The sequence below is a fragment of the Rhabdonatronobacter sediminivivens genome, from assembly GCF_013415485.1.
GTDB lineage: Bacteria > Pseudomonadota > Alphaproteobacteria > Rhodobacterales > Rhodobacteraceae > Rhabdonatronobacter > Rhabdonatronobacter sediminivivens.
This window is the reverse complement of the sequence record NZ_JACBXS010000001.1, coordinates 153114-176763: the sequence shown is the minus strand read 5'-3', so window position 1 is coordinate 176763 and position 23650 is coordinate 153114. Positions and strand designations below refer to the sequence as shown.

General features: G+C 65.5%; 22 protein-coding genes. 15 read left to right on the top strand and 7 right to left on the bottom strand.

What is annotated here, in order from left to right; translation table 11 throughout:
• Positions 1-116 precede the first annotated feature (116 nt).
• Together HUK65_RS00810 and HUK65_RS00805 are read right to left on the bottom strand one after the other, a co-directional pair.
• Entirely contained in the window at positions 117-728 is a 612-nt protein-coding gene (locus HUK65_RS00810; RefSeq protein WP_179904214.1) for a TetR family transcriptional regulator C-terminal domain-containing protein, read from the bottom strand.
• Positions 725-1384 (bottom strand): TetR/AcrR family transcriptional regulator, encoded by a 660-nt coding sequence (locus HUK65_RS00805; protein ID WP_179904213.1) that lies wholly within the window; start codon positions 1382-1384, stop codon positions 725-727. Before HUK65_RS00805 ends, HUK65_RS00810 begins: the two co-directional genes overlap by 4 nt.
• 157 nt (positions 1385-1541) lie before the next feature.
• Between HUK65_RS00805 and HUK65_RS00800 the strand changes: the two genes are divergently transcribed.
• The 10 genes from HUK65_RS00800 to HUK65_RS00755 all read left to right on the top strand — a co-directional run bounded on the left by HUK65_RS00800 (position 1542) and on the right by HUK65_RS00755 (position 12251).
• Positions 1542-2864: an aspartate aminotransferase family protein gene (locus HUK65_RS00800; protein ID WP_179904212.1), complete on the top strand. Its 1323-nt coding sequence runs from the start codon at positions 1542-1544 to the stop codon at positions 2862-2864.
• An 87-nt stretch (positions 2865-2951) separates the two neighbouring features.
• On the top strand, positions 2952-3959 hold the full coding sequence (locus HUK65_RS00795) for a serine hydrolase domain-containing protein (protein ID WP_179904211.1): 1008 nt from the start codon (positions 2952-2954) through the stop codon (positions 3957-3959).
• Between the two features lie 131 nt (positions 3960-4090).
• Positions 4091-5341: a Zn-dependent hydrolase gene (locus HUK65_RS00790; protein WP_179904210.1), complete on the top strand. Its 1251-nt coding sequence runs from the start codon at positions 4091-4093 to the stop codon at positions 5339-5341.
• Between the two features lie 129 nt (positions 5342-5470).
• Positions 5471-6409: a hypothetical protein gene (locus HUK65_RS00785; protein ID WP_179904209.1), complete on the top strand. Its 939-nt coding sequence runs from the start codon at positions 5471-5473 to the stop codon at positions 6407-6409.
• Complete coding sequence (gene hydA / locus HUK65_RS00780; RefSeq protein ID WP_179904208.1) at positions 6406-7857, top strand: dihydropyrimidinase; 1452 nt, start codon at positions 6406-6408, stop codon at positions 7855-7857. Before HUK65_RS00785 ends, hydA begins: the two co-directional genes overlap by 4 nt.
• Before the next feature lie 5 nt (positions 7858-7862).
• Positions 7863-8273 carry a VOC family protein gene (locus tag HUK65_RS00775; RefSeq protein ID WP_327787006.1) on the top strand — a complete coding sequence of 137 codons (411 nt, stop codon included), beginning with the start codon at positions 7863-7865 and terminating at the stop codon, positions 8271-8273.
• Positions 8270-9058: an ABC transporter ATP-binding protein gene (locus HUK65_RS00770; protein ID WP_179904207.1), complete on the top strand. Its 789-nt coding sequence runs from the start codon at positions 8270-8272 to the stop codon at positions 9056-9058. The genes HUK65_RS00775 and HUK65_RS00770 overlap by 4 nt, the downstream gene beginning before the upstream one ends.
• 123 nt (positions 9059-9181) lie before the next feature.
• On the top strand, positions 9182-10075 hold the full coding sequence (locus HUK65_RS00765) for an ABC transporter permease (RefSeq protein WP_179904206.1): 894 nt from the start codon (positions 9182-9184) through the stop codon (positions 10073-10075).
• A 263-nt stretch (positions 10076-10338) separates the two neighbouring features.
• Complete coding sequence (locus HUK65_RS00760) at positions 10339-11226, top strand: ABC transporter permease (RefSeq protein WP_407692405.1); 888 nt, start codon at positions 10339-10341, stop codon at positions 11224-11226.
• Positions 11227-11261: 35 nt separating this feature from the next.
• Positions 11262-12251 carry an ABC transporter substrate-binding protein gene (locus tag HUK65_RS00755; RefSeq protein WP_179904205.1) on the top strand — a complete coding sequence of 330 codons (990 nt, stop codon included), beginning with the start codon at positions 11262-11264 and terminating at the stop codon, positions 12249-12251.
• A 161-nt stretch (positions 12252-12412) separates the two neighbouring features.
• Here HUK65_RS00755 and HUK65_RS00750 read toward each other — a convergent pair whose 3' ends face one another.
• From HUK65_RS00750 to HUK65_RS00735, 4 genes are all read right to left on the bottom strand, one after another.
• Positions 12413-12844, bottom strand: coding sequence for a Fur family transcriptional regulator (locus HUK65_RS00750; RefSeq protein ID WP_179904204.1), 432 nt, complete (start codon positions 12842-12844; stop codon positions 12413-12415).
• Between the two features lie 102 nt (positions 12845-12946).
• Complete coding sequence (locus tag HUK65_RS00745) at positions 12947-13639, bottom strand: M48 family metalloprotease (protein ID WP_179904203.1); 693 nt, start codon at positions 13637-13639, stop codon at positions 12947-12949.
• A gap of 41 nt (positions 13640-13680) precedes the next feature.
• Positions 13681-14421 carry a ZIP family metal transporter gene (locus HUK65_RS00740; protein ID WP_179904202.1) on the bottom strand — a complete coding sequence of 247 codons (741 nt, stop codon included), beginning with the start codon at positions 14419-14421 and terminating at the stop codon, positions 13681-13683.
• A gap of 62 nt (positions 14422-14483) precedes the next feature.
• Entirely contained in the window at positions 14484-15197 is a 714-nt protein-coding gene (locus tag HUK65_RS00735) for a DUF3592 domain-containing protein (RefSeq protein WP_179904201.1), read from the bottom strand.
• A 127-nt stretch (positions 15198-15324) separates the two neighbouring features.
• On the opposite strand from HUK65_RS00735, the gene HUK65_RS00730 reads away from it, so the two are divergent.
• The 5 genes from HUK65_RS00730 to HUK65_RS19070 all read left to right on the top strand — a co-directional run bounded on the left by HUK65_RS00730 (position 15325) and on the right by HUK65_RS19070 (position 22771).
• Complete coding sequence (locus HUK65_RS00730; protein WP_179904243.1) at positions 15325-18510, top strand: valine--tRNA ligase; 3186 nt, start codon at positions 15325-15327, stop codon at positions 18508-18510.
• 137 nt (positions 18511-18647) lie between these two features.
• Positions 18648-19817 carry a peptidoglycan glycosyltransferase FtsW gene (locus HUK65_RS00725; protein WP_179904200.1) on the top strand — a complete coding sequence of 390 codons (1170 nt, stop codon included), beginning with the start codon at positions 18648-18650 and terminating at the stop codon, positions 19815-19817.
• A gap of 1 nt (position 19818) precedes the next feature.
• Complete coding sequence (locus tag HUK65_RS00720; protein WP_179904199.1) at positions 19819-20916, top strand: UDP-N-acetylglucosamine--N-acetylmuramyl-(pentapeptide) pyrophosphoryl-undecaprenol N-acetylglucosamine transferase; 1098 nt, start codon at positions 19819-19821, stop codon at positions 20914-20916.
• Entirely contained in the window at positions 20913-22328 is a 1416-nt protein-coding gene (gene murC, locus HUK65_RS00715) for a UDP-N-acetylmuramate--L-alanine ligase (RefSeq protein ID WP_179904198.1), read from the top strand. The genes HUK65_RS00720 and murC overlap by 4 nt, the downstream gene beginning before the upstream one ends.
• Positions 22325-22771 (top strand): DUF2484 family protein, encoded by a 447-nt coding sequence (locus tag HUK65_RS19070; protein WP_179904197.1) that lies wholly within the window; start codon positions 22325-22327, stop codon positions 22769-22771. Before murC ends, HUK65_RS19070 begins: the two co-directional genes overlap by 4 nt.
• Here the strand turns inward: HUK65_RS19070 and HUK65_RS00705 are convergent.
• On the bottom strand, positions 22750-23583 hold the full coding sequence (locus HUK65_RS00705; protein WP_179904196.1) for an MBL fold metallo-hydrolase: 834 nt from the start codon (positions 23581-23583) through the stop codon (positions 22750-22752). The two genes, HUK65_RS19070 and HUK65_RS00705, sit on opposite strands and share 22 nt — an antisense overlap.
• Between the last annotated feature and the right edge of the window lie 67 nt (positions 23584-23650).

The following is a 23650-nucleotide window of genomic DNA, read 5'->3' as shown; positions in this document are numbered from 1 at the left end:
GCGTTCCGCGCGCGCGACTTCTGGCACTGCGTGCGGATCAGGGGGCATTCTGCCCCCTCTGCGCGCGGGGCGCGCGCGCATTCACCCCCGGAGAGTATTTGCGGCAGGAAAAAGGCTCATGGCGTGGGGCTGTCGGGGGCCAGAAGGCGTGTGTAAAGATGTTCCAGAAAAGGTTCGGCGCCGTCCGTGGGATCATGGTCAGGGCCGCGGATCATGCGGATCTGGGCCTCGAAATCGGCATAATGCTGGGTCAGTGCCCAGACCGAGAAGATCAGGTGATAGGGGTCCACGCGGGCGATGCGGCCGCCCTGGGCCCAGTCGCGCAGGATGGCGGCCTTTTCATCGACCAGGGATTTCAGGTCACCGCGCAGGAAGGATTCGATCCGCGGCGCGCCTTGAATGATCTCATTGGCAAAGAGGCGGCTTTCGCGCGGGGTCTTGCGCGACATGGAGAGTTTGCGGCGCATGTAGGCGAGGATCTCGGTCTGGGGGTCGCCCCTGGGGTCGATCTCGCGCAGCGGGTCCAGCCAGGTGTGCAGAAGTTCGGTCAGCAGGGCGCGGTGGATCGCCTCCTTGCCGTCGAAGTAATAGAGGAGGTTGGGTTTTGACAGCCCGGCCTGGTCGGCGATCTGGTCCAGGGTGGCGCCACGAAAGCCATGGGAGGAGAAGACCTCGAGCGCGGCGTCCAGGATGATGCGCCGGTTGCGGCGCTGGATGCGGGTGGTCATGGGCTGTCCCGGGCGCAGTCCAGCCCGATCCCGCGCAGGATGATGGTGCAGACGGTTTCGGTGGCGTTATCCCATTGCGCATCCGAAAGCGGCGTGCCCTGGTTCAGGGTTTCGATCTGGTGGGCGAAATCGGCGTAATGCTGGGTGGTGGCCCATATCATGTAGAGCAGCCAGCGTGGTTCGATCGGCTGAATGGCGCCGCTGGCGATCCAGCCTTCGATCAGCGCGATGCGGGTATCGGTCCAGTCGCGCAGGGTGGTTTCCAGGTAATCCTGGATGATCGGCGCGCCCTGCATGACTTCGTTCGCCCAGACCTTGGAGCCGTAGCGGTGGCTGCGCGACAGCGCCATCTTCCGGGTGATGTAGCGGCGCAGGGCGGCCTCCGGGGTGCCCGAGGTCTCGAATGTGGCGGCGGCATCGAGCCAGATGGTGAAGATGCGTTCCACCACCCGCCGGTAAAGGGTCTCCTTGGAGGTGAAATAGTAGTGCAGGTTGGCCTTTGGCAGGCCGCTGGCGCCCGCAATGGCCTGCATGGTGGCGCCGCCGAAGCCGCGTTCGGCAAAGACTTTCTCGGCGGCGTCCAGGATCAGGCGTTCGGTTTCCTCGCGCGCTTCGCTGCGGGCGCCGGATCTGTCGGCGGGTTTCGCCTGCACCATGCGGGGATGTCCCTGTTCGCGGCTTGTGCCTGAAATCAAACTTGACTGAATGGTCAGCTCTGGTAGCGTTCCTGTCAAGTGTTTCTGAAATCGGCCTGTCTGTCGGACCGGGTGCCAGGCGCCCGGCTGCACCGGCCCAACCCCCGGAGTGTAAGCCATGGCGCTTGACCGACCCTCGCCCAATGATCTGCGTGCATTCTGGATGCCGTTCACCGCCAACCGGCAGTTCAAGGCTGCCCCGCGCATGTTCGTTGGTGCAAAGGACATGCATTACACCACCGCCGAAGGTCGGCAGGTGCTGGACGGCACCGCCGGGTTGTGGTGCTGCAACGCGGGCCATTGCCGGCCAAAGATCACCGAAGCCGTGCAGAAACAGGTGGCCGAACTGGACTATGCGCCCGCGTTCCAGATGGGCCATCCCATTGCCTTTGAACTGGCCAACCGGATCATCGACATGGCGCCCGATGGGATCGACCATGTGTTCTATACCAACTCGGGCTCCGAATCGGTAGAGACGGCGCTGAAGATCGCCATCGCCTATCACCGCGCGCGCGGTGACGGTGCCCGCACCCGGCTGATCGGGCGCGAACGCGGCTATCACGGGGTGAATTTCGGCGGCATCTCGGTCGGCGGGATCGTCAACAACCGCAAGGTCTTCGGCACCATGCTGGGCGGGGTGGATCACCTGCCGCACACGCATCTGCCGGAAAACGCCTGGACCAAGGGCCAGCCCGACCATGGCGCCAACCTGGCCGACGATCTGGAGCGGATCGTGGCGCTGCACGGGGCCGAGACCATCGCCGCCTGCATCGTGGAGCCGGTAGCGGGCTCTACCGGGGTGCTGCTGCCGCCCAAGGGCTATCTGGAGCGGCTGCGCGAGATATGCACGAAACACGGCATCCTGCTGATCTTTGACGAGGTCATCACCGGGTTCGGTCGTCTTGGCAGCCCCTTTGCCGCGCAGCATTTTGATGTTCTGCCGGACATGATGACCACCGCCAAGGGCCTGACAAATGGCGTCATTCCCATGGGCGCGGTGCTGACCACCGGCGCCGTGCATGATGCTTTCATGCAAGGGCCCGAGCATCTGATCGAGCTGTTCCACGGCTACACCTATTCCGGCAACCCCATCGCCTGCGCCGCCGGGCTGGCCACGCTGGAAACCTATGCCGAAGAGGGTCTTTTCGACCGCTGCGCCGAGATCGCGCCCTATTGGCAGGAGGCGCTGCACAGCCTGCAAGATGCGCGCCATGTCATCGACATCCGCAACATGGGGCTGATCGGCGCGGTAGAGCTGGAGCCCATCGCCGGGGCGCCCACCAAGCGCGCTTTCAGCGCCTTCCTGAAGGCCTATGAAAAGGGCATCCTGATCCGCACCACCGGCGATATCATCGCCATGTCGCCGCCGCTGATCATCGACCGCGCGCAGGTGGATGAACTCATCGGCACCCTGCGCGAGGTGCTGGACGCGCTGGACTGAGCAGTTCCGCCATTTGTGATCACCCGGACCAGCGCTTCGGCGCAGTGCTGCGCTAACTTTGTCAGCAGCTGGAAAAAGGGGCAGGGCATGGCAACGCGCAGGGCATTCTTGGTGGGGGCCGGGGCGGCGGCGGGAATGGCGGGCTGGCCGCTGAGGGCGGATGCGCCGGACTGGGGCCGGGTGGTGGATGCCGCGCGGCCCATGGACCAGATGCGCGGGCTGGTCATCGCGCACAGGGGCGATGTGGTGGTGGCCGAGGCCCTGCGTGGCCCGGCGTTGGACCGGGCCGTGAATATCAAGTCTGTCTCCAAGACCATCGTCGGGGCGCTGACGGGCGCGGCGGTGGATCGCGGCGTTGTCCCGGGCGTGACGGCGTCGCTGGCCGATGTGGCGCCGGGGCTGATCCCGTCCGGGGCCGACCCACGCGTGGGCGCGCTGACGCTGGAACATCTGGTCACCATGCAGGCGGGGTTGGAGCGAACCTCGGGGGCGGGATATGGCCCCTGGATTGCCAGCCGCAACTGGGTGGCCAATGCGCTGACGCGCCCCTTCGTGGCGGAACCGGGGCAGGGGATGCTCTATTCCACCGGCAGCTTTCATGTGCTGGGCGCGGTGTTGGCCGAGGTTTCAGGGCGCAGCCTGCTGGCGCTGGCGCGTGACTGGCTGGGCAGCCCGCTGGGGATCGAGGTGCCACCCTGGACGCGCGACCCGCAGGGCTATTTCCTGGGCGGCAACGAAATGGCGCTGTCACCCATGGCCATGCTGCGCTTTGCCGAAATGACGCGGCTGGGCGGTGCATGGAACGGTCAGCAGGTCCTCAGCCCCGAGTGGATGGCCGCCGCCCTGGTGCCGCGGACGCGCTCGCAATTCTCGGGGCTGGCCTATGGCTATGGTTGGTTTCTGGGCGAAGCCGACGGCGCCCGCTTTGCGCTGGCGCGCGGCTATGGCGGGCAGGTGATCGCCGTGGCGCCCGAACGCGCGCTCAGCATTGTCATCACCTCGGACCCTACACGGCCGGCACGTTCGGGCGGGTATTTCGGTGATCTGATGGCCCTGATAAGCGATACTGTGCTGCCACTTTCACGGGCAGTTTGACATATCCTGCGTCACAGACAGGCAGTGTGTCCCGGATTCTTCCGCGATACAAGGTTGACCGATGCCGCCGAGCGTGTAGCGTATAGTTTGACCATATGGTCAACGTAGCACTGCGGGAATCGGGAGGGCAGATGTCGGCACGCGCGGAAAACATGGTGATCGACGCGGATCGCTTGTGGGACAGCATCCACGAAATCGCCGAGATCGGCCCCGGTGTGGCGGGCGGCAACAACCGGCAGGCCCTGACCGACGAGGATGGCGAGGCCCGCGCCCTGTTCCAGCGCTGGTGCGAGGAAGCGGGCGGCACCGTCAAGGTGGACAGCATGGGCACCATGTTTGCCGAATTCCCGGGCGAGGACCCGGACGCGCTGCCGGTCTGCATCGGCAGCCATCTGGACACGCAACCCACAGGCGGGCGCTATGACGGGGTGCTGGGTGTGCTGGGCGGCCTGGAGGTGATCCGGTCCCTGCGCGACATGGGCGTCAAGACCCGCCGCCCCATCGTGGTGGTGAACTGGACGAACGAAGAGGGCACGCGGTTTGCCCCGGCCATGCTGGCCTCGGGCGTGTTCGCAGGCGTGCTGGAGCAGGATTGGGCCTATGCCCGCGAGGATGCGCAGGGAAAGCGCTTCGGCGACGAGCTGGAGCGGATCGGCTGGAAGGGCGACGAACCTGTCGGCCAGCGCAAGATGCATTCCATGTTTGAACTGCATATCGAACAGGGCCCGATCCTGGAGGCCGAGGGCAAGGATGTGGGCGTTGTCACCCACGGTCAGGGCCTGCGCTGGATCCAGTGCACCGTGACCGGCAAGGGCCAGCACACGGGCTCCACCCCCATGTATATGCGCCGCAACGCCGGGCGCGGCCTGGCGCGCGTGACCGAACTGGTCCATGAGATCGCGCTGAAACACCAGCCCAATGCCGTGGGCGCCATCGGGCATATTGACGTCTATCCCAACAGCCGCAACATCATCCCGGAAAAGGCTGTTTTCACAGTGGATTTCCGCAGCCATGTGCTGGAGACGCTGGAAGCGATGGTGGCCGAGCTGCACGCCCGCGCCCCGGGGCTTTGCGCCGATATAGGGGTGAAGTTTTCATCCGAAGTGGTTGGTTTCTTTGACCCCCCGGCCTTTGATGAAACGCTGGTGGGCCGGGTGCGGTCCGCAGCGGAAAAGCTGGGCTACAGCCATATGGACATCATCTCCGGCGCCGGGCACGATGCCTGCTGGATCAACCGAATGTTCCCCACCACCATGATCATGACCCCGTGTGTGGATGGGTTGAGCCATAACGAAGCCGAAGAGATCAGCAAGGAATGGGCCGAAGCCGGAACCAATGTGCTGATGCATGCAGTTCTGGAAACGGCGGGGATTGTGGAGTGACGCGGGGAGAGGTGGTGCCGCAAGGGTGCCCCCTCGCCACACTGAGGACCAGGCCCAGGGGGGGTGAGGTGTGACATGAGGCAAGGCGCTGCATCCGCTGGCGGCAACGGTGATGGGGTTGACCTCATCATGGGCTTTGCAACGAACCAGTCGCCGGAAAGCGTCGCCGTGTTCCTGGCGTCGGCCAGAGCGGCGCATCCGCGCAGCTCCTGCATGATCGCCCTTGTCACGGATGATGTCAGCGGCCTTGAAGACGTGCTGGAACGCACGGGAGCGGTTGCCTTTCACACCACAAGCACCTGGACCCCATCGACCGGCAAGCCATCCAAAGGGGTCAACAGGGTGTTTCTCCACAGTCTTCGCTTGCTGGGCAAGGCCCTGCCGGACAAGAGCCTCCCGGAGATCCGCGTCGGTTATTGGCACATGCTTGAGGCCTGGCACCATCCACAGCTTGCGCGGTGGTTCGCCTATGAGCGGATCTTGCGGTTCCTGCCGGGGGTCCGCCAGGTGGTGCTTGCGGATGTGAAGGATGTTGTCTTTCAGTCGGAGTGCTTTGGGGACCACCTGAACGGGGTCGTCGTGGCGACCGAGGATCAGGAGACCTTTGCCCTGGAGACCTGGAATGGTCGCTGGTACCGGGACGCCTTTGGCGCCAAGGCCTGGGAGGCTGTGAAGGATCGCATGCCTGTCTGCATCGGGGTGCTGATGGGGGATCGGGCGGCCATGCGTGACATCGTGACGGAGTTCTGTGCTGAGATCGCCCGATCCCCCTTTGGCAAGATCGAACAGGCCGTGTTCAACCGCATGATCGCAATGGATGCCTTTTCACGGCCCCTCGATCTGGTGCCCAATCGTGACGGAGCCGTGGCGCATCTCGCCGCCGGTCTGACCGATGGTGATGTCGAAATCGTCGAGGGGCAGATCGCAGACGCGCGAACCGCCCGCGTCTGGCCCGTGGTCCATATGTATGACCGCGTGGCAACAGCGCATGACGCCGTGCAAGCACGGTTTGCAAGCGAGCTCCGGCCCGAACCGCATGTCGCAACAACCGAGGGAGAAGCCAAGTGAGCACTGTCATCAGAAACGGAACAGTTGTCACCCATGATCTGACCTACAGGGCCGATGTCAGGATCGAGGGCGGGCGGATCGTTGAAATCGGACCTGACCTCAAGGGCGACACCGAGCTTGATGCATCGGGCTGCTATGTCATGCCCGGCGGCATCGACCCGCATACGCATCTGGAAATGCCCTTCATGGGCACCTATTCGACCGATGATTTTGCGTCCGGAACCCGGGCCGCTCTGGCAGGCGGGACCACCATGGTCATTGATTTCTGCCTGCCGTCGCCCGGGCAGGGGCTGATGGACGCGCTGTCCATGTGGCACAACAAATCCGGCCGCGCGCAATGCGATTACAGCTACCACATGGCCATCACCTGGTGGGGCGAAGAGGTCTTTGACGGCATGGCCGAAAGCGTGAAGCGCGGGATCACCAGCTTCAAGCATTTCATGGCCTACAAGGGCGCCTTGATGGTCAATGATGATGAGTTGTTCTCCAGCTTCCGCCGGGTGGGCGATCTGGGCGGCGTGGCCATGGTGCACGCCGAAAACGGCGATGTGGTGGCCGAACTGACGGCGAAACTTCTGGCCGAGGGCAATTCCGGCCCCGAGGGCCACGCCTATTCCCGCCCCTCCCAGGTTGAAGGCGAGGCCACCAACCGCGCCATCATGATCGCCGACATGGCGGGCGTGCCGCTCTATGTGGTCCATACCTCCTGCGAGGAAAGCCACGAGGCCATCCGCCGCGCCCGCCAGCAGGGCAAGCGCGTCTGGGGCGAGCCGCTGATCCAGCATCTGACCCTGGACGAGAGCGAATATTTCAACGCCGATTGGGACCACGCCGCCCGCCGCGTCATGTCGCCCCCGTTCCGCAACAAGGCGCATCAGGCCAGCCTCTGGGCCGGGCTGCAATCGGGCTCGCTCTCGGTGGTGGCCACGGACCATTGCGCCTTCAGCACGGACCAGAAACGCATGGGTCTGGGCGATTTTTCGAAAATTCCCAACGGCACCGGCGGGCTTGAAGACCGCATGCCCATGCTCTGGACCCATGGCGTGAATACGGGTCGGCTGACCCCGAACGAGTTTGTTGCTGTAACGTCAACAAACGCGGCCAAGATATTTGGATTGTATCCAAAAAAGGGCGCGGTGGCCGTCGGCGCCGATGCCGATCTGGTGGTATGGGATCCGGCAAAGGAAAAGACCATCTCTGCCACCCGCCAGGAATCGGCCATCGACTACAACGTGTTCGAAGGGCACAAGGTCAAGGGCCTGCCCCGGTTCACCCTGACGCGCGGGCATGTGGCCTGCCATGATGGTGAGATGCGCGCAAAGGAAGGGCACGGCCAGTTTGTCGCGCGCGAACCGAACATGCCCGTCAACCGCGCCCTGACCCAGTGGAAGGCGCTGACCGCTCCGCGCCCGGTGGAGCGCAGCGGCATTCCGGCCACGGGGGTCTGAGGCCGGTGATTCAGGGCGTTCTGGAAGCGGCGCTTTACGCCGACGATCTGGAGGCGGCGCGCCGGTTCTACACCGGCGTGCTGGGCCTGCCCGAGGTCGCGGCGCAGGACCGCCGTCATGTATTCTTCGGCTGCGGTCAGAGTGTGCTGCTGGTCTTTTGCCCCGCCGCCAGCCGCCAGCCGCCGGGGCCGGATGCGCTACCGGTGCCGTCCCATGGCGCCGACGGCCCGGGCCATGTCTGCCTGCGTGTGGCGCGCGCCGACATGGACGCCATGGCGGCGCGGCTGGAGCATGCGGGCATCGTCATCGAATCCGATTTCCGCTGGCCGCATGGTCCGCGATCCATCTATGTGCGCGATCCGGCGGGAAACTCCGTCGAATTCGCTGCCGCCGAATTATGGGGTCTGACCGAATGAAACAAGCCGACGCGCCCGTGATCGATGCACAGGGCCTCAACCTGATCTTCCAGACCGCCGACGGGCCGGTACATGCGCTCAAGGATGTGGACCTGAGCATCCGCAAGGGCGAGTTCGTCAGCTTCATCGGTCCTTCGGGCTGCGGCAAGACCACCTTCCTGCGCGTGATCGCCGACCTTGAACAGCCGACCGCCGGCACCATCACCGTCAATGGCATGTCCCCCGAAGCCGCCCGCAAGGCCCGCGCCTATGGCTATGTGTTCCAGGCCGCCGGCCTCTATCCCTGGCGCACGATCGAGGGCAACATCCGCCTGCCGCTGGAGATCATGGGCTTCAGCCGCGCCGAACAGGCCGAACGCGCCCAACGGGTGCTGGAACTGGTGGATCTGGCGGGTTTCGGGCGCAAGTTTCCCTGGCAGCTTTCGGGGGGCATGCAGCAGCGCGCCTCCATCGCCCGGGCGCTGGCCTTTGACGCCGATATCCTGCTGATGGATGAACCTTTCGGCGCCCTGGATGAGATCGTCCGCGACCATCTGAACGAACAGTTGCTGGAGCTGTGGAAACGCACCGAGAAGACCATCGGCTTCGTGACCCATTCCATCCCCGAGGCGGTCTACCTCTCCACGCGGATCGTGGTCATGTCCCCGCGCCCGGGACGGATCTCCGACATCATCGACAGCCCCCTCCCGCGCGAGCGCCCGCTGGACATCCGCGACAGCCCGGAATTCATCGAAGTCGCCCACCGCGTACGCGAGGGGCTCAGGGCGGGGCATGTCGATGACTGATCGCGCCTGTTTCCCGGCTCTCCCAGCCACATTTTCTTGCCCCAAATACTCCGGGGGGAGTCGCCGCAAGGCGACGGGGGGCAGCGCCCCCCTCTGCCGTCACCTCTCGCGCGGCCGTCCGACATGAGAAGCATCCTCCCCATCCTCACCGTCGTCGCCGCCATTCTGGCGCTGTGGTATGCCGCCACGATCCAGATGAACCGCGCCTGGACCGAGGACCGCGCTGCGCGGGCGGGGGTGGAACTCAGTTTCACCGAACTGGTGGCCGACACCATGTCCCAAAGCCGCCCGCGCTTGCCCGCCCCGCATCAGGTGGTGGTGGAACTGTGGGACAGCACCGTGGTCGAGGAGATGACCGGGCGGCGGGGCTGGTGGAGTACGGGCACCCTGTCCAACCGCTCGCTGATCCATCATGGCTGGATCACGCTGTCGGCCACCTTCCTCGGGTTTGCCATCGGCACGGGGCTTGGCTTCGTGCTGGCCATCGGGATCGTGCACAACCGGGCGATGGATGCCTCTGTCATGCCCTGGGCCATTGCCAGCCAGACGATCCCCATCATCGCGCTGGCGCCCATGATAATCGTGGTGCTGAATTCCATGGGCATTGCGGGCCTGCTGCCAAAGGCGATCATCGCCGCCTATCTCAGCTTCTTTCCGGTGGTGGTTGGCATGGTCAAGGGGCTGCGTGCGCCGGATGCGATGCAGCTTGACCAGATGAAGACCTGGAACGCCAGCGGATGGGAGACATTCGCCAAGCTGCGGCTGCCCTCGTCGATGCCCTATCTGTTTGCGTCGATGAAGATCGGCATTGCGGCGGCGCTGGTGGGGACCATCGTGGGGGAACTGCCGGTCCAGCAGGGCGGGCTTGGGGTGCGGTTGCTCTCGGGCAGCTATTACGGCCAGACGGTGCAGATATGGTCGGCCCTGTTCGCGGCAGCGATCCTTGCGGCGGTGCTGGTGGGGATTATCAGCCTGATCCAGAGGGTCACGCTCAAACGCATGGGAATGGCGCAATGATCGTCCAGGTTCTGCGCGAAACGATGGCCAGCATGCATGCCGGGTTCTGGCAGGGTTTTGGCATGTCGCTGTCGCTGATCGTGGCGGCGGTGCTGTCGCAGGGGGGGGCGCCCGCGCAGCCGGGCGGGGCGGCGTTGCTGGGTGTGGCGCTGGCGGTTCTTCTGTGGACGCTCCAGCCGAAACTGCGCGCGCGGGGCCATGCCGTGCCAATGGCGCTGAACCTGACCGGGATTGCCGCCGGGCTGGGCGTTGCCGCGTGGTCGATGGCCACCGCGCAGACCGGGGCCGAGGGTGCGGCCTTCGGCTGGGCCATGGTCGGCATCTGGCTGGGCGGATGGATGCTGGTGTCCTTCCTGGCCGATCTGCCCCGTGCATCGGGCTGGGCGGGCCGGGCGCAGGCGCTGCTGGCGCCGGTGGTCTTCGGGCTGACCCTGATCTGGTTCTGGGAGGCGCTGGTGCGCGTGCTGTCGGTGCCGCGGGTGATCCTGCCGCCACCCTCGGCCATCGGGGCGCGGATTTCGACCTCGGCGCCCACGCTCTGGGTGGATTTCGTGCAGACCTTCGTGAAGGGTGCGCTGTCGGGCTTTGCCATCGGGGTGGCGGCGGCGCTGGTCTTTGCGCTGGTGGTCAACCGCTATGACTTCTTGCGCCGGGGGCTGCTGCCGGTGGGCGGGTTCCTGGCCGCGCTGCCGATCGTTGGCACCGCACCGATCATGGTGATGTGGTTTGGTTTTGACTGGCCATCCAAGGCCGCGGTGGTGGTGGCCATGGTGTTTTTTCCCATGCTGGTCAACACCGTGCAGGGGCTGGCCGCAGCCGATGCCATGCAGCGCGATCTGATGCGCACCTACAGCGCGTCCTGGGGGCAGGGGCTGCGCAAGCTGCATCTGCCTGCGGCCATGCCCTTCATTTTCAACGGGCTGAAGATTTCATCGACTCTGGCGCTGATCGGCGCAATTGTGGCTGAGTTCTTCGGCTCGCCCACCCGGGGCATGGGCTTTCGCATCTCGACCGAGGTGGGGCGCTTGCAACTGGATATGGTCTGGGCAGAGATCACGGTGGCGGCGCTCGCCGGATCGCTGTTCTATGGATTCTGGGCGCTGCTGGAGAAACGGGTGACCTTCTGGCACCCGTCCCAGCGGGCCAGATAATGCCCCGCGCATGGGGCCAACACGGAGGTGAAAACATGCACAAGACAAGAACGACAGCTCTCGCCCTTGCGGGTTCCCTGGTGGCGGGCACGGCCCTTGCCGATGATGTGACAATTCAGTTGAAATGGGTCACACAGGCGCAATTCGCCGGCTATTACGTGGCGCTGGAGAACGGCTATTACGCCGATGAAGGGCTGAATGTCACCATTCGCCCCGGCGGTCCGGACATCGCCCCCCCGCAGGTGATCGCAGGCGGCGGGGCTGATGTGATCGTGGAATGGATGCCCGCCGCGCTGGCCGCGCGCGAGGCGGGCCTGCCGCTGGTCAACATCGCCCAGCCGTTCAAGCAATCGGGCATGATGCTGACCTGTCTGGCCGATACCGGCATCACCGGCCCCGAGGATTTTCCCGGCCGCACCCTGGGCGTGTGGTTCTTCGGCAACGAATTCCCGTTCCTGTCCTGGATGAGCACGCTGGGCATTCCGACCGAGGGCGGCGATGATGGTGTGGAAGTGCTGCGTCAGGGTTTCAACGTGGACCCGCTGCTGCAGCGTCAGGCCGATTGCATCAGCACCATGACCTATAACGAATTCTGGCAGGTCATCGACGCCGGCATCGGCGAGGATGAACTGGTCAACTTCAAGTATGAGGATCAGGGTGTCGCCACGCTCGAAGACGGCCTCTATGTGCTGGAAGAGAACCTTGAGGATCCCGATTTCGTGGACCGCATGGCCCGCTTCGTGCGCGCCTCGATGCGCGGCTGGGAATGGGCGGCCGAGAACGCTGAGGACGCGGCGATGATCGTGCTGGATTACGATGACACCGGCGCGCAGACCGAAGAGCATCAGATCCGCATGATGGGCGAGGTGGCGCTTCTGCTCGAAGGCTCCAACGGCACCCTGGACCCCGAGGATTTCGAGCGCACGGTGCAGACGCTGCTGGGCGGCGGGTCTGATCCGGTGATCACCGACCACCCGGGCGATGCTGCCTGGACCCACGCGGTCACCGACATGGCCTTTGACTGATCCATTGTGGTCGGCAGCGTGACAGAGAACCCCGGCAGCACTGCCGGGGTTTTTCGTTTGGTCCCTATCCGCCAGGACCGGACGCGCAGGCAATGCCCCTGAGGGTCGCGGTGATTCTGCCCTCTGTGGCCAGAAGGCGCCCCTGGCGTCCGCGCGGTCGCTCAGCCGCCGGACCCTTTGCCGTCACGCCCTGCGGGCACGCCATAAAGCTCCAGCCGGTGCCCCTTCAGCCGGTATCCGAGGCGCGCGGCGATGCGCTCCTGCAGGGCTTCGATCTCGGGGTCGCAGAATTCGATGACCGCGCCGGTCTGCATGTCGATCAGGTGGTCATGGTGTTCGCGCTGGCTGTCCTCGAATCGCGCGCGGCCATCGCCGAATTCATGGCGATCCAGCAGCCCGGCCTCTTCGAACAGCTTGACCGTGCGATAGACCGTGGCGATGGAGATCCGCGGGTCCCGTGCGGCGGCGCGGGCGTGCAGTTCCTCAACATCGGGGTGGTCCTGTGCCTCGGCCAGCACATGGGCGATGGTGCGCCGCTGGTCGGTCATGCGCAGGCCTTGCGCCTCGATCCGCGAGATCAGACTGTTCGTCACGCTTTATCGCCCTTGCCGTTTCGTCCTTCGGAGCGCTTCTGCCGGCCCCGGGTCAGGGTATCGCGCCGGTTCGGGGCGGGCAATGGAAATGGCGCGTCAGGCTCAGCTGTCCGGAAGACGGCGCCAGCCGGCCTCCAGCTTTTCGATGGCGGCGATGCGGTCGGCGGTCTTGGGGTGGCTCATCAGCCAGACGGGCATGCCGCCGCGCGCGCCAACCAATGCCTCCAGCTTGCGGAACATGGATTTCTGCGCCTCGGTGCCGATCCCGCTCTTTTCCAGCAGGGCCGCGGCATAGGCATCGGCCTCATATTCATCCGCGCGGCTGAGGCTGGCGGCCAGAAGCGTGGTGATCCCGTTGGCGATCAGCACCCCCAGCCCGGGCAGGAAGCGGTTGAACACCGTGGCCAGCGCCATGCGGATGGCATTCTGGCCGGAAAAATCGATCATCCGGCGCCGCGAATGGCCCAGCGCCACATGCCCCAGTTCATGCGCGATGACCGAGGAGAGTTCCTCGGCCGATACCTCGCCCTTGCGGTATTTGTTGTAGAAACCGCGCGTGATGAATATGCGCCCGTCCGGCGCGGCAAGGCCGTTGACGGTCTCGGTCTCGTACAGATGCACGCGGACCTGGTCGATCTGCAGCGCCCGGGCCATGCGGTCGGTCAGGTCCTTCAGCCGGGCATCGGCCAGCAGGGTCGAATTCGCATCAAGCTCCTTCGACGTGCGCCAGGCCGAAAACCAGTAGACCAGAAGGGCATAGCCCACGGCCAGCAGAATGGGGGTCAGCTTCAACATGGGTAAGATATGGGGCAGGGGCGCGGCCATGGCAATAACCCTCAGCCCAGCAGCAATGTCACACCCAGCATGGCGGTGAAGGCCAGCGTCACCACCAGCCCGATGGTGCTGTGCTCCACGCCCTCCGAGGCCTCGGGGAGAAGTTCCGAGAAAATCATCCACAGCATCGCCCCCGCCGCCAGCCCCAGCCCCACCGGCAGCCAGGGCGTGAAGGTCAGCACGAACAGGAAGGCTGGTACCGCCAGCAGCGGCTGCGGCAGCGACGAGGCGATGGACCACAGCGCCGCCTTGCCCACGCCCGCCCCGCGCGGGACCATGACCAGCGCGATCGCCAGCCCCTCGGGGACGTTATGGAGCGCGATGGCGATGGTGATGAAATCGCCCAGCTCGCGCCCGCCGCCATAGGCGACGCCGACGCCGATGCCTTCGGCCGCCGAATGCACCGTCATCACGCCCATGATCAGCAGGATCTTCATGGCATCGGCGCCGCTGGCCCCGGCGACGGCCAGCCCCTCGCCATTCTGGAACAGCCGCTTGGCCAGCCAGATGCCCGCCAGCCCGGCCAGCAGCCCGGCCAGAGTGCGCGGGGCCGAGAATTCGAACCCCTCGACGATCAGGCTGAAACAGGCGGCCAGCATCAGCCCCGCCGCAACTGCATTGCCCAGCGACAGCATCCGCGCGGTCACCGATTTCATGGCCAACAGCGGCAGGGCGCCCAGCCCCGTCGCCAGCGCGGTGATCAACGCGGCAACAAAGACCAGGGTGACGGTGGGATCGGACATGGCGGCGCCTGAACTTAGAATGATTCTAATCTATGCTCAGTCGGCGCCTGTGGCAACCCTTTTCAGAAATCCTCTTCCCACCAGCCCTGGCCGGTCTGCGGGTCCACATAGACCACGATGACGCTGCCTTCGGGGTAGGGGGCGAAACCCTCCTGCGGGCCCATCCGCGATTCGCCGCGGTCACCGCTGGCATCAACCCACTGCAGCACATGCATGGGGCGCTTGTTCTTCTGGACATTGGTGCGGCGCAGCCCGGTGACGCGGGCCTGTCGCACCTCGCCATGGCGGGCGGCGCGCAGGACGGATTGCTTGCGCCGCCACATCCAGCCCCCCACGCCGACCGACGCCCCCGCCGCCCCCAGCCCGATGGCGCCAAAGACCCAGCCCATCAATGCGTTGGCGCCGGGGTCGATCTCGTGCACCTCGGGGCGGTGGGGGACGTAGCGGATGGGCACGTCATCGCCCACGCGCACCTGCGTGTAGAAGCTGCGCCCAACGCTGTCACGGTCCGAGATCGGCGCGCGCCCCTCCGGCGTGAAGGTATAGGCAAGGTAATGCGTGGTGCGGTTGCGCCCTTCGGAATCGCGGGTGGTGCGGGTGAACTTGTCGTCGATGGTGGCGATACCATCGACCCCGTGGCGATCAAGCAGCCGCGCCTTCTGCACGCTCAGTACGCCGATGGTGCCGAACGCCACCGCAAACACCACCGGAAACAGCGCCCAGAGCGCGCCCATGCGCCACAACAGGCGGGGATAGCTGATTTCCTTGCGTTGCATCGGCGGGCTCCTGTGTTGTGGCGCGCAAAGGATACTGCAGTTCACGCCGCTGTGACATGGCATAGCGGTCTTTTCCTTGGACAAGATGAAGGCTAAACCGGCGCCGATGAAGGAGTGATGCACGATGATGGACAAGACATTCGACGCCGCCACCGCCGAGGCCCGGATCGCCCGCCTGTGGGAAGAGCGCGGCGCCTTCCGCGCGGGCGCCAACGCCACGCGCGATGAGAGCTTCTGCATCATGATCCCGCCGCCCAATGTGACCGGGTCACTGCATATGGGCCACGCCTTCAACAACACGCTGCAGGATATTCTGGTGCGCTGGAAGCGGATGCAGGGGTTCGACACGCTTTGGCAGCCCGGGCAGGACCACGCGGGTATCGCCACGCAGATGGTGGTGGAGCGGGAACTGGCGCTTGAGCAGAAGAAGCGCACCGATTTCACCCGCGAGGATTTCCTGGCCAAGGTATGGGAGTGGAAGGCGCAATCGGGCGGGACGATCATCGGCCAGTTGCAGCGGCTGGGCTGTTCGCTGGATTGGGAACGCAACGCTTTCACCATGTCCGGCGCCCCCGGTGCGCCTGCGGGCGAGGAGGGCAATTTCCACGATGCCGTGATCAAGGTCTTTGTGGACATGTACAACAAGGGCCTGATCTATCGCGGCAAGCGGCTGGTCAACTGGGACCCGCATTTCGAGACCGCGATTTCCGACCTGGAGGTGGAGAACACCGAGGTCGACGGCCATATGTGGCACTTCAAATACCCGCTCGCCGGTGGGGCGACCTATGAGTATGTGGAGCGGGACGAGGATGGCAATGTCACCCTGCGCGAGACGCGCGATTACATCTCCATCGCCACCACGCGGCCGGAAACCATGCTGGGCGACGGGGCGGTTGCGGTTCATCCATCGGATGAGCGTTACGCGCCAATCGTCGGGAAACTCTGTGAAATCCCGGTGGGGCCAAAGGAGCATCGCCGCCTGATTCCGATCATCACCGATGACTACCCGGACCCGAATTTCGGCTCGGGCGCGGTGAAGATCACCGGGGCGCATGACTTCAACGACTATGGCGTGGCCAAGCGGGCCAAGCCCAACCCCATCCCCTGCTACCGGCTGATGGATACCAAGGCGAACATGCGTGTTGATGGCGCTCCTTACGAGGAAGCTGCGGCTATCGCGGGCCAAGTGGCGCGCGGCGAGCGGACGCTATCTGAGGCAGAGACAGATGCGCTTAACCTCGTCCCGGATGAACTGCGCGGTTTGCATCGTTTCCAGCGGCCAGAGGACAAAGAGCCGCAAGCCCGGGAACGTATCGTGGAAATGATCACCGCCGAGGGGCTGGCGGTGATGACCCGGGCCGATGATGCGCGGCTGGGGCGGAAGCTGGGGGCGGATGACGACCCGGAGGCCGAGGTGCCGCTGGTCGAGGCCAAGGCGATCATGCAGCCCTTTGGCGACCGGTCCAAGGTGGTGATCGAGCCGATGCTGACCGACCAGTGGTTCGTCGATGCCGAAAGGATCGTCGGCCCGGCGCTGGATGCGGTGCGCTCGGGCAAGGTGAAGATCATCCCCGAGAGCGGCGAGAAGACCTATTATCACTGGCTGGAGAATATCGAGCCCTGGTGTATCTCGCGGCAGTTGTGGTGGGGGCATCGGATTCCGGTCTGGTATGGGCCAACTATCGAGAACGCTAAAGCAAAAGAGACTTTCTTTCTGTGGTCCAACCTACAAGAAACGGGTTCTGACCGTACACATTTCGATATGCCCGACGAAGTAAAGCGTGCGACTGAAGTTATACAGCGGAACGACAAGAACATGTTCTGCGCGGCATCAACAGAAGAGGCGTTAATTCTCGCGAAGCAGTATTATGGCGATGCTTTTGAAGTCGCAGTTGCCGAGGACCGCTTTTATCACAGCCGTAAAGGCGAAGAGCGTCAGCGGATCGGGATTACAACGGTCGGAGATGCAAGTGGCGGCAAACTCGATAAACAGCGAGTTGAAATCACACGCGACCCCGACGTCCTCGACACCTGGTTCTCCTCGGGCCTCTGGCCCATCGGGACGCTGGGCTGGCCCGAAGACACGCCCGAGATGCAGCGCTACTTCCCCACCTCGGTCCTCGTCACCGGGCAGGATATCCTGTTCTTCTGGGTCGCGCGGATGATGATGATGCAGCTTGCCGTGGTGAACGACATTCCGTTCAGACACGTCTACCTGCACGGCCTCGTCCGCGACGCCAAGGGCCGGAAGATGTCGAAATCGCTGGGCAATGTCATCGACCCGCTGACCATCATCGATGAATTCGGCGCCGATGCGCTGCGTTTTGCCAATGCGGCGATGGCCAGCCTTGGGGGCGTGCTGAAGCTGGATACCCAGCGCATTGCCGGCTATCGCAACTTCACCACCAAACTGTGGAACGCCTGCCGCTTTGCCGAGATGAACGGCGTCTGGGAGGGGCACGCGACGCAAGCCGCGCCGCCGCAGCCGCAGGCCACCGTCAACCGCTGGATCATCGGCGAGACCGCCCGCGTGCGCGAAACGGTCGATGCCGCGCTGGCCGAGTATCGCTTCAACGACGCCGCGCAGGCGCTCTATGCCTTTGTCTGGGGCAGGGTCTGCGACTGGTATGTGGAATTCTCGAAACCGTTGCTGGATGGCGCGGATGCGGCCGAGACGCGCGAGACCATGGCCTGGGTTCTGGACCAGTGCATGGTGCTGCTCCATCCCTTCATGCCCTTCATCACCGAAGAATTGTGGCAGTTGACCGGCCAGCGTGACAAGCTCTGCGCCCATGCCGACTGGCCCGAATATGGCGCCGATCTGGTGGATGACGCCGCCATGCGTGAGTTGCGCTGGGTGATTTCCCTGATCGAGGGCATCCGCTCGGCCCGCACGCAGTTGCGGGTGCCCGTGGGCCTGTGGTTGGAGATGCTGCAGATCGACCTTGATGAGGCCGGGCAGGCGGCCTGGGCGCGCAACGAGGCCATGATCCGGCGGCTGGCGCGGGTTGCCTCGCTGGAGCCTGCGCAGGCGGCGCCGCGCGGGTCGGTGACGGTGACGGTCGAAGGCGGCACCTTTGCCCTGCCGCTGGAGGATGTCATCGACATTGCCGCCGAACGCGCGCGGCTGGAAAAAACCGTGACCAAGGCCGAGAAGGAGCTGGCCGGGCTGGAGGGGCGGCTGCGCAACCCCAAATTCACCGACAGCGCCCCCGAGGAGGTTGTAGCCGAAACCCGCGAGAAGGCCGCCGCCCTGGGCGCCGACGCTGCGCGCCTGCGCGCCGCCCTTGCGCAACTGGCCGATACCGCCTGATACCCGGCACACACGGGTTTTTGTGCCTGCTTTGCCGCGTGTCCCTGCGAGCGTGCTGGAATACGTGCGCGATATGGGGTATGCTGGTGGACAGACCCGGCAAACGGGCGCCATGAGCAGGCTATCGAGGCAGTGACATGACGGAAATGGTCTATGGCACCGCGCCCATCCGGGCGGGTGAGCCTGTGCTTCCACGCTGGTGGCGCACGGTGGATCGCTGGGCGATCGGGTGTATCGTGATGCTGTTTGGCGTGGGGTTGCTGCTGGGGTTGGCGTCATCGCCGCCCCTGGCCACGCGCAACGGGCTGGACCCGTTCTTTTACGTGCAACGGCAGTTGTTCTTTGGCGCGCTGGCGATTGCGGCGATGCTGGTGACTTCGATGCTGTCACCTGACAGCATCCGCCGACTGGCGGTGTTCGGCTTCTTTCTGGCCTTGCTTGCGCTGGCGGGGCTGCCCTTTGCCGGCACCGATTTCGGCAAGGGGGCGGTGCGCTGGTATTCGCTGGGCTTTGCCTCGGTCCAGCCGTCGGAATTCCTCAAACCTTTCCTTGCGGTCTTTGCGGCCTGGTTGCTGGCGGCGGGGCATGAGGTGAACGGCCCGCCGGGGCGCAGCCTGTCGCTGGGCTTTGTGCTGCTGGTGGTGGGCCTGTTGGTGATCCAGCCGGATTTCGGGCAGGCGGCGCTGGTCGGCTTTGCCTGGATGATCATGTATTTCGTGGGCGGCGCGCCGATCCTGCTGCTGCTGGTTCTGGGCGGGATGGTGGTCTTTGGCGGGGTGTTCTTCTACAACAGCTCGGAACATTTCGCGCGCCGGATCGACGGTTTTCTGGCGCCCGAGGTCGACCCGCGCACGCAGATGGGCTTTGCCACAAACGCCATTCAGGAGGGCGGCATATTCGGCGTGGGCGTGGGCGAGGGGCAGGTGAAATGGTCGCTCCCCGATGCGCATACGGATTTCATCATCGCGGTGGCCGCCGAGGAATACGGCCTGGTGCTGGTGCTGCTGATCATCTTCCTTTTCGCCACGATCGTCCTGCGCTCGCTTTTCCGGCTGATGCGTGAGCGCGACATCTTCATCCGGCTGGCGGGCACGGGGCTGGTGACCATGTTCGCCGCGCAGGCCATGATCAACATGGGTGTGGCGGTCAGGTTGCTGCCGTCCAAGGGGATGACGCTGCCCTTCGTGTCCTATGGTGGCTCTTCGCTGGTTGCAGCGGGGATCGGTATCGGTATCCTGCTGGCGCTGACCCGGACCCGTCCGCAGGGCGAGATCGGAGACATTCTCACACGTCGGGGGCGCGGCTGACATGGCCAAGGCACCGCTTCTGCTGATCGCTGCGGGGGGCACCGGGGGGCATATGTTCCCCGCGCAGGCCCTGGCCGAGGTGATGCTGGCGCGCGGCTGGCGGGTGAAGCTGTCCACGGATGCCCGGGGCGCGCGCTACACGGACGGGTTTCCGGATGCGGTGCAGGTTGAACAGGTGGCCTCGGCCACATTCGCGCGGGGCGGGCTGGCCGCGAAGCTGATGGTGCCGCTGCGGATCGGCGCCGGGGTGCTGGCGGCGGCGTGGCGGATGGTGCTGGACCGCCCTTCGGTGGTGGTGGGCTTCGGCGGCTATCCGTCGATCCCTGCGCTGGGGGCGGCCTGGCTGCTGCGCCGCCCGCGCATGATCCATGAACAGAACGGGGTGCTGGGGCAGGTCAACCGGGTCTTTGCGCGCCGGGTGCAGCGGGTCGCTTGCGGGACATGGCCCACCGAATTGCCACCGGGGGTGGTGGCGCTGCATACCGGCAACCCGGTGCGCAACGCGGTGCTGGACCGTGCGGGGGCGGGCTATATCGCGCCCGGGGATTACCCGATGGACCTGCTGGTCATGGGGGGCAGCCAGGGGGCGCGGATCCTGTCGGATGTGGTGCCCGAGGCCGTGGCCGCCCTGCCCGAGACCGTGCGCGACCAGCTCAGCGTCTCGCACCAGGCCCGGCCCGAAGATATGGACCGCGTGGTCGCCGCCTATGATGCCGCCGGTATCCGGGCCGAGGTCGCGCCCTTCTTTGCCGATATCCCGCGCCGCCTGTCCGAGGCGCAGCTGGTGATCAGCCGCGCAGGGGCGTCCTCGGTGGCCGATATCGCCGTGATCGGACGCCCGGCCATCCTGATCCCCTTTGCGGCGGCGGCGGGCAACCATCAGGCGGCGAATGCCCGGATGCTCTATGAAGCGGGCGCGGCGGTGGTGATCCCCGAATCGCAACTGTCGCCGGAGGCCCTGTGCGACAGCATGATGGCGGTTTTCGGCCACCCCGAAGGTGCGGCGCAGATGGCGCAGGCCGCGCTGGGCTGCGGGCGCCCGGATGCTGCCGAACAACTGGCCGAGATGGTCGAAACCCTGGCACAGGAGCGGACATGAACGCGGCAACGAAACTTCCCACCGATATCGGGCCGATCCATTTCACCGGCATCGGCGGGATCGGCATGTCCGGCATCGCCGAGGTGCTGCTGACCCATGGCTACCGGGTGCAGGGGTCGGACCTGAAGGCCTCGCCCATCACTGACCGGTTGCAAGGGCTGGGGGCAGAAATCTTCATCGGCCAGCGGGCGGACAATCTGGGCGCGGCCGAGGTTGTGGTGATCTCGACTGCGATCAAGCCGGACAACCCGGAACTGCTGGCCGCGCGGCGCGCGGGCCTGCCGGTGGTGCGCCGGGCCGAGATGCTGGCGGAACTGATGCGGCTGCGCTCGAACATCGCCATCGCGGGCACCCATGGCAAGACCACCACCACCACCCTGGTGGCGACGCTGCTGGACCGGGGCGGGCTGGACCCCACGGTGATCAATGGCGGTGTGATCCATGCCTATGGGTCCAACGCGCGGGCCGGTGCCGGTGAATGGATGGTGGTCGAGGCCGATGAAAGCGACGGCAGCTTCAACCGCCTGCCCGCGACCATCGCCGTGGTGACGAATATCGACCCCGAGCATCTGGAGCACTGGGGCAGTTTCGATGCGCTGCGGCAGGGGTTTCATGATTTCGTGTCGAACATCCCCTTCTACGGGCTGGCGGTCTGCTGCACCGATCACGCCGAGGTGCAGGCCCTGGTGGGGCGGATCACCGACCGCCGCGTTGTGACCTTCGGCTACAATGCGCAGGCCGATGTGCGCGCGGTGAACCTGCGCTATGTCAAGGGCGTGGCCCATTTCGACATCGCGCTGCAGGCCGAGGAAAAGCGGATCGAGGGTTGCACCCTGCCCATGCCCGGGGATCACAATGTCTCGAACGCATTGGCCGCGGTGGCGGTGGCGCGCCATCTGGGCATGAAGGGCGCGGATATCCGGGCCGCGCTGGCGGATTTCGGCGGCGTGAACCGGCGTTTCACCCATGTTGGCGAGGCCAATGGCGTGAGTGTCATCGACGATTACGGCCATCACCCGGTCGAGATTGCCGCCGTGCTGCGCGCCGCGCGCCAGGCGCTGGGCGATGAGGGGGGCAAGGTGATCGCCGTGCACCAGCCGCACCGCTACACGCGGCTTTCTTCGCTGTTCAACGATTTTTGTCACTGTTTCAACGAGGCCGATCTGGTGGCTATCGCCCCGGTCTATGCCGCGGGCGAAGACCCGATCCCCGGGGCGGGGCGCGATGATCTGGTGGCGGGGCTGATCCGCCATGGCCACCGCGCCGCCCATGCCATCGACAGCGAGGACGCGCTGGAGGCGCTGATCCGCGCCCATGCCCGGCCCGGGGACATGGTGGTCTGCCTGGGCGCGGGGACGATCTCGGCCTGGGCGCGGGGGCTGCCGGCGCGGCTGGAGCGCGTGGCGGCATGAACCTGGCGCTGGTCCTGTTCTGTATCTGGGTTGTGCTGGCCAGTGTCATCGCCATGATGCCGCGGCGCTTCCACTGGCCGGGGGCGGCGGTGCTGATCGGGTTGGGGATCCCTTTGCTGGGGCTGGTCACATTGCAGGCGGGGCCGGTCTGGGGGCTGGTGGCGCTGGCGGGTGGCATCTCGGTGCTGCGCTGGCCGGCGTTGCGGGCGGCGCAATGGATCGCACAGCGGTTGCAGGGCGCCCGTGACCGGGTTTTCCCCGGTGAGGCGGGCGCGGGTCTTCGGTCTTTGGCAAAAGGTGCGCGCGAGGCGCGCGCAGGTCTTCTGGCACTGCGTGCGGGGAAGGGGCATTCTGCCCCCTCTGCGCGTGCCGCGCATTCACCCCCTGAGGATATTTCTGCAAGGATGAAGACCGCTTTGGGTCAGGGTGGGGTCAGGCGGTAACCTTTGGTGCTGCGTTCGACACGTGCGAGGGCGGGTTGCAGCAGATGGCCACCGGTGACGAGCGCGCCGTCGGTGGCGAGTTCGTCGAGCAGGGCGTGCCGGGTCTTGCGCGCGGTATCCATGTCGATATCGAAGGCAATGGCGATATCCGGATCGGCAAACTGGATATCCGGGGCGTGGACGATATCGCCGACATGCAGGAGCATCTCGCCGCCCGATTCGAGGCGCCAGCCGCTGTGTCCCGGGGTGTGACCGGGCAGGGGCAGGGCGGTCAGCCCCGGGGCAATCGGGGCATCGGCGGCGATGGGATGGAGCCGGTCGGCATAGGCTTCCATGACCGCGCGGGCGAGGGTGGCCCAATCGGCGGCGCTGGCCAGGGCGCCGGTGAAATTGCTTTCCTGGCCCCAGAAGCTGCGTTCGGCTTCGGGGAGGATGAGGGTTGCATTGGGGAAGGCGGCTGCGCCTTCGGCGGTGATCATGCCGGCGATATGGTCGGGGTGCAGGTGCGTGGCGAAGAGTGTATCGACCTGATCCGGGGTGACGCCGAGTTCGTCCAGGGCGGCGGGCAGGTTGCCGCAGCTGGGGCCGAAGAGGTCCCGCGGACCGGCATCGAGCAGGATCGTCCGGTTGCCCTCGCGCAGGAGGACGGCGTTGAAATTGGTGCGGATGCGGTCTTGCCCGGCTTGTGCCAGCATGTCCCCGATATGGGAGGGGTCGGATTCGGGGAAGAGGTCGGTGGGGAATTCGGTGGCACCATCGGTGATGATGCTGATCTCGGCAGTGCCGATCTTGCGGGTCACGCTGTGGGGCATGGGAGCCTCCTGCCTGAGTGGGGTGTCATCAGGGCCAAGGGTAGCGGGGCAGGGGCCTGCTGGCAAC

Bases quoted from the DNA above. Each gene is read 5' to 3' on its own strand.
- HUK65_RS00810 (WP_179904214.1), bottom strand. From the start codon at position 728: ATGACCACCCGCATCCAGCGCCGCAACCGGCGCATCATCCTGGACGCC.
- HUK65_RS00805 (WP_179904213.1), bottom strand. From the start codon at position 1,384: ATGGTGCAGGCGAAACCCGCCGACAGATCCGGCGCCCGCAGCGAAGCG.
- HUK65_RS00800 (WP_179904212.1), top strand. From the start codon at position 1,542: ATGGCGCTTGACCGACCCTCGCCCAATGATCTGCGTGCATTCTGGATG.
- HUK65_RS00795 (WP_179904211.1), top strand. From the start codon at position 2,952: ATGGCAACGCGCAGGGCATTCTTGGTGGGGGCCGGGGCGGCGGCGGGA.
- HUK65_RS00790 (WP_179904210.1), top strand. From the start codon at position 4,091: ATGTCGGCACGCGCGGAAAACATGGTGATCGACGCGGATCGCTTGTGG.
- HUK65_RS00785 (WP_179904209.1), top strand. From the start codon at position 5,471: ATGGGCTTTGCAACGAACCAGTCGCCGGAAAGCGTCGCCGTGTTCCTG.
- HUK65_RS00770 (WP_179904207.1), top strand. From the start codon at position 8,270: ATGAAACAAGCCGACGCGCCCGTGATCGATGCACAGGGCCTCAACCTG.
- HUK65_RS00765 (WP_179904206.1), top strand. From the start codon at position 9,182: ATGAGAAGCATCCTCCCCATCCTCACCGTCGTCGCCGCCATTCTGGCG.
- HUK65_RS00760 (WP_407692405.1), top strand. From the start codon at position 10,339: ATGGCCACCGCGCAGACCGGGGCCGAGGGTGCGGCCTTCGGCTGGGCC.
- HUK65_RS00755 (WP_179904205.1), top strand. From the start codon at position 11,262: ATGCACAAGACAAGAACGACAGCTCTCGCCCTTGCGGGTTCCCTGGTG.
- HUK65_RS00745 (WP_179904203.1), bottom strand. From the start codon at position 13,639: ATGTTGAAGCTGACCCCCATTCTGCTGGCCGTGGGCTATGCCCTTCTG.
- HUK65_RS00740 (WP_179904202.1), bottom strand. From the start codon at position 14,421: ATGTCCGATCCCACCGTCACCCTGGTCTTTGTTGCCGCGTTGATCACC.
- HUK65_RS00735 (WP_179904201.1), bottom strand. From the start codon at position 15,197: ATGCAACGCAAGGAAATCAGCTATCCCCGCCTGTTGTGGCGCATGGGC.
- HUK65_RS00730 (WP_179904243.1), top strand. From the start codon at position 15,325: ATGGACAAGACATTCGACGCCGCCACCGCCGAGGCCCGGATCGCCCGC.
- HUK65_RS00725 (WP_179904200.1), top strand. From the start codon at position 18,648: ATGACGGAAATGGTCTATGGCACCGCGCCCATCCGGGCGGGTGAGCCT.
- HUK65_RS00720 (WP_179904199.1), top strand. From the start codon at position 19,819: ATGGCCAAGGCACCGCTTCTGCTGATCGCTGCGGGGGGCACCGGGGGG.
- murC (WP_179904198.1), top strand. From the start codon at position 20,913: ATGAACGCGGCAACGAAACTTCCCACCGATATCGGGCCGATCCATTTC.
- HUK65_RS19070 (WP_179904197.1), top strand. From the start codon at position 22,325: ATGAACCTGGCGCTGGTCCTGTTCTGTATCTGGGTTGTGCTGGCCAGT.
- HUK65_RS00705 (WP_179904196.1), bottom strand. From the start codon at position 23,583: ATGCCCCACAGCGTGACCCGCAAGATCGGCACTGCCGAGATCAGCATC.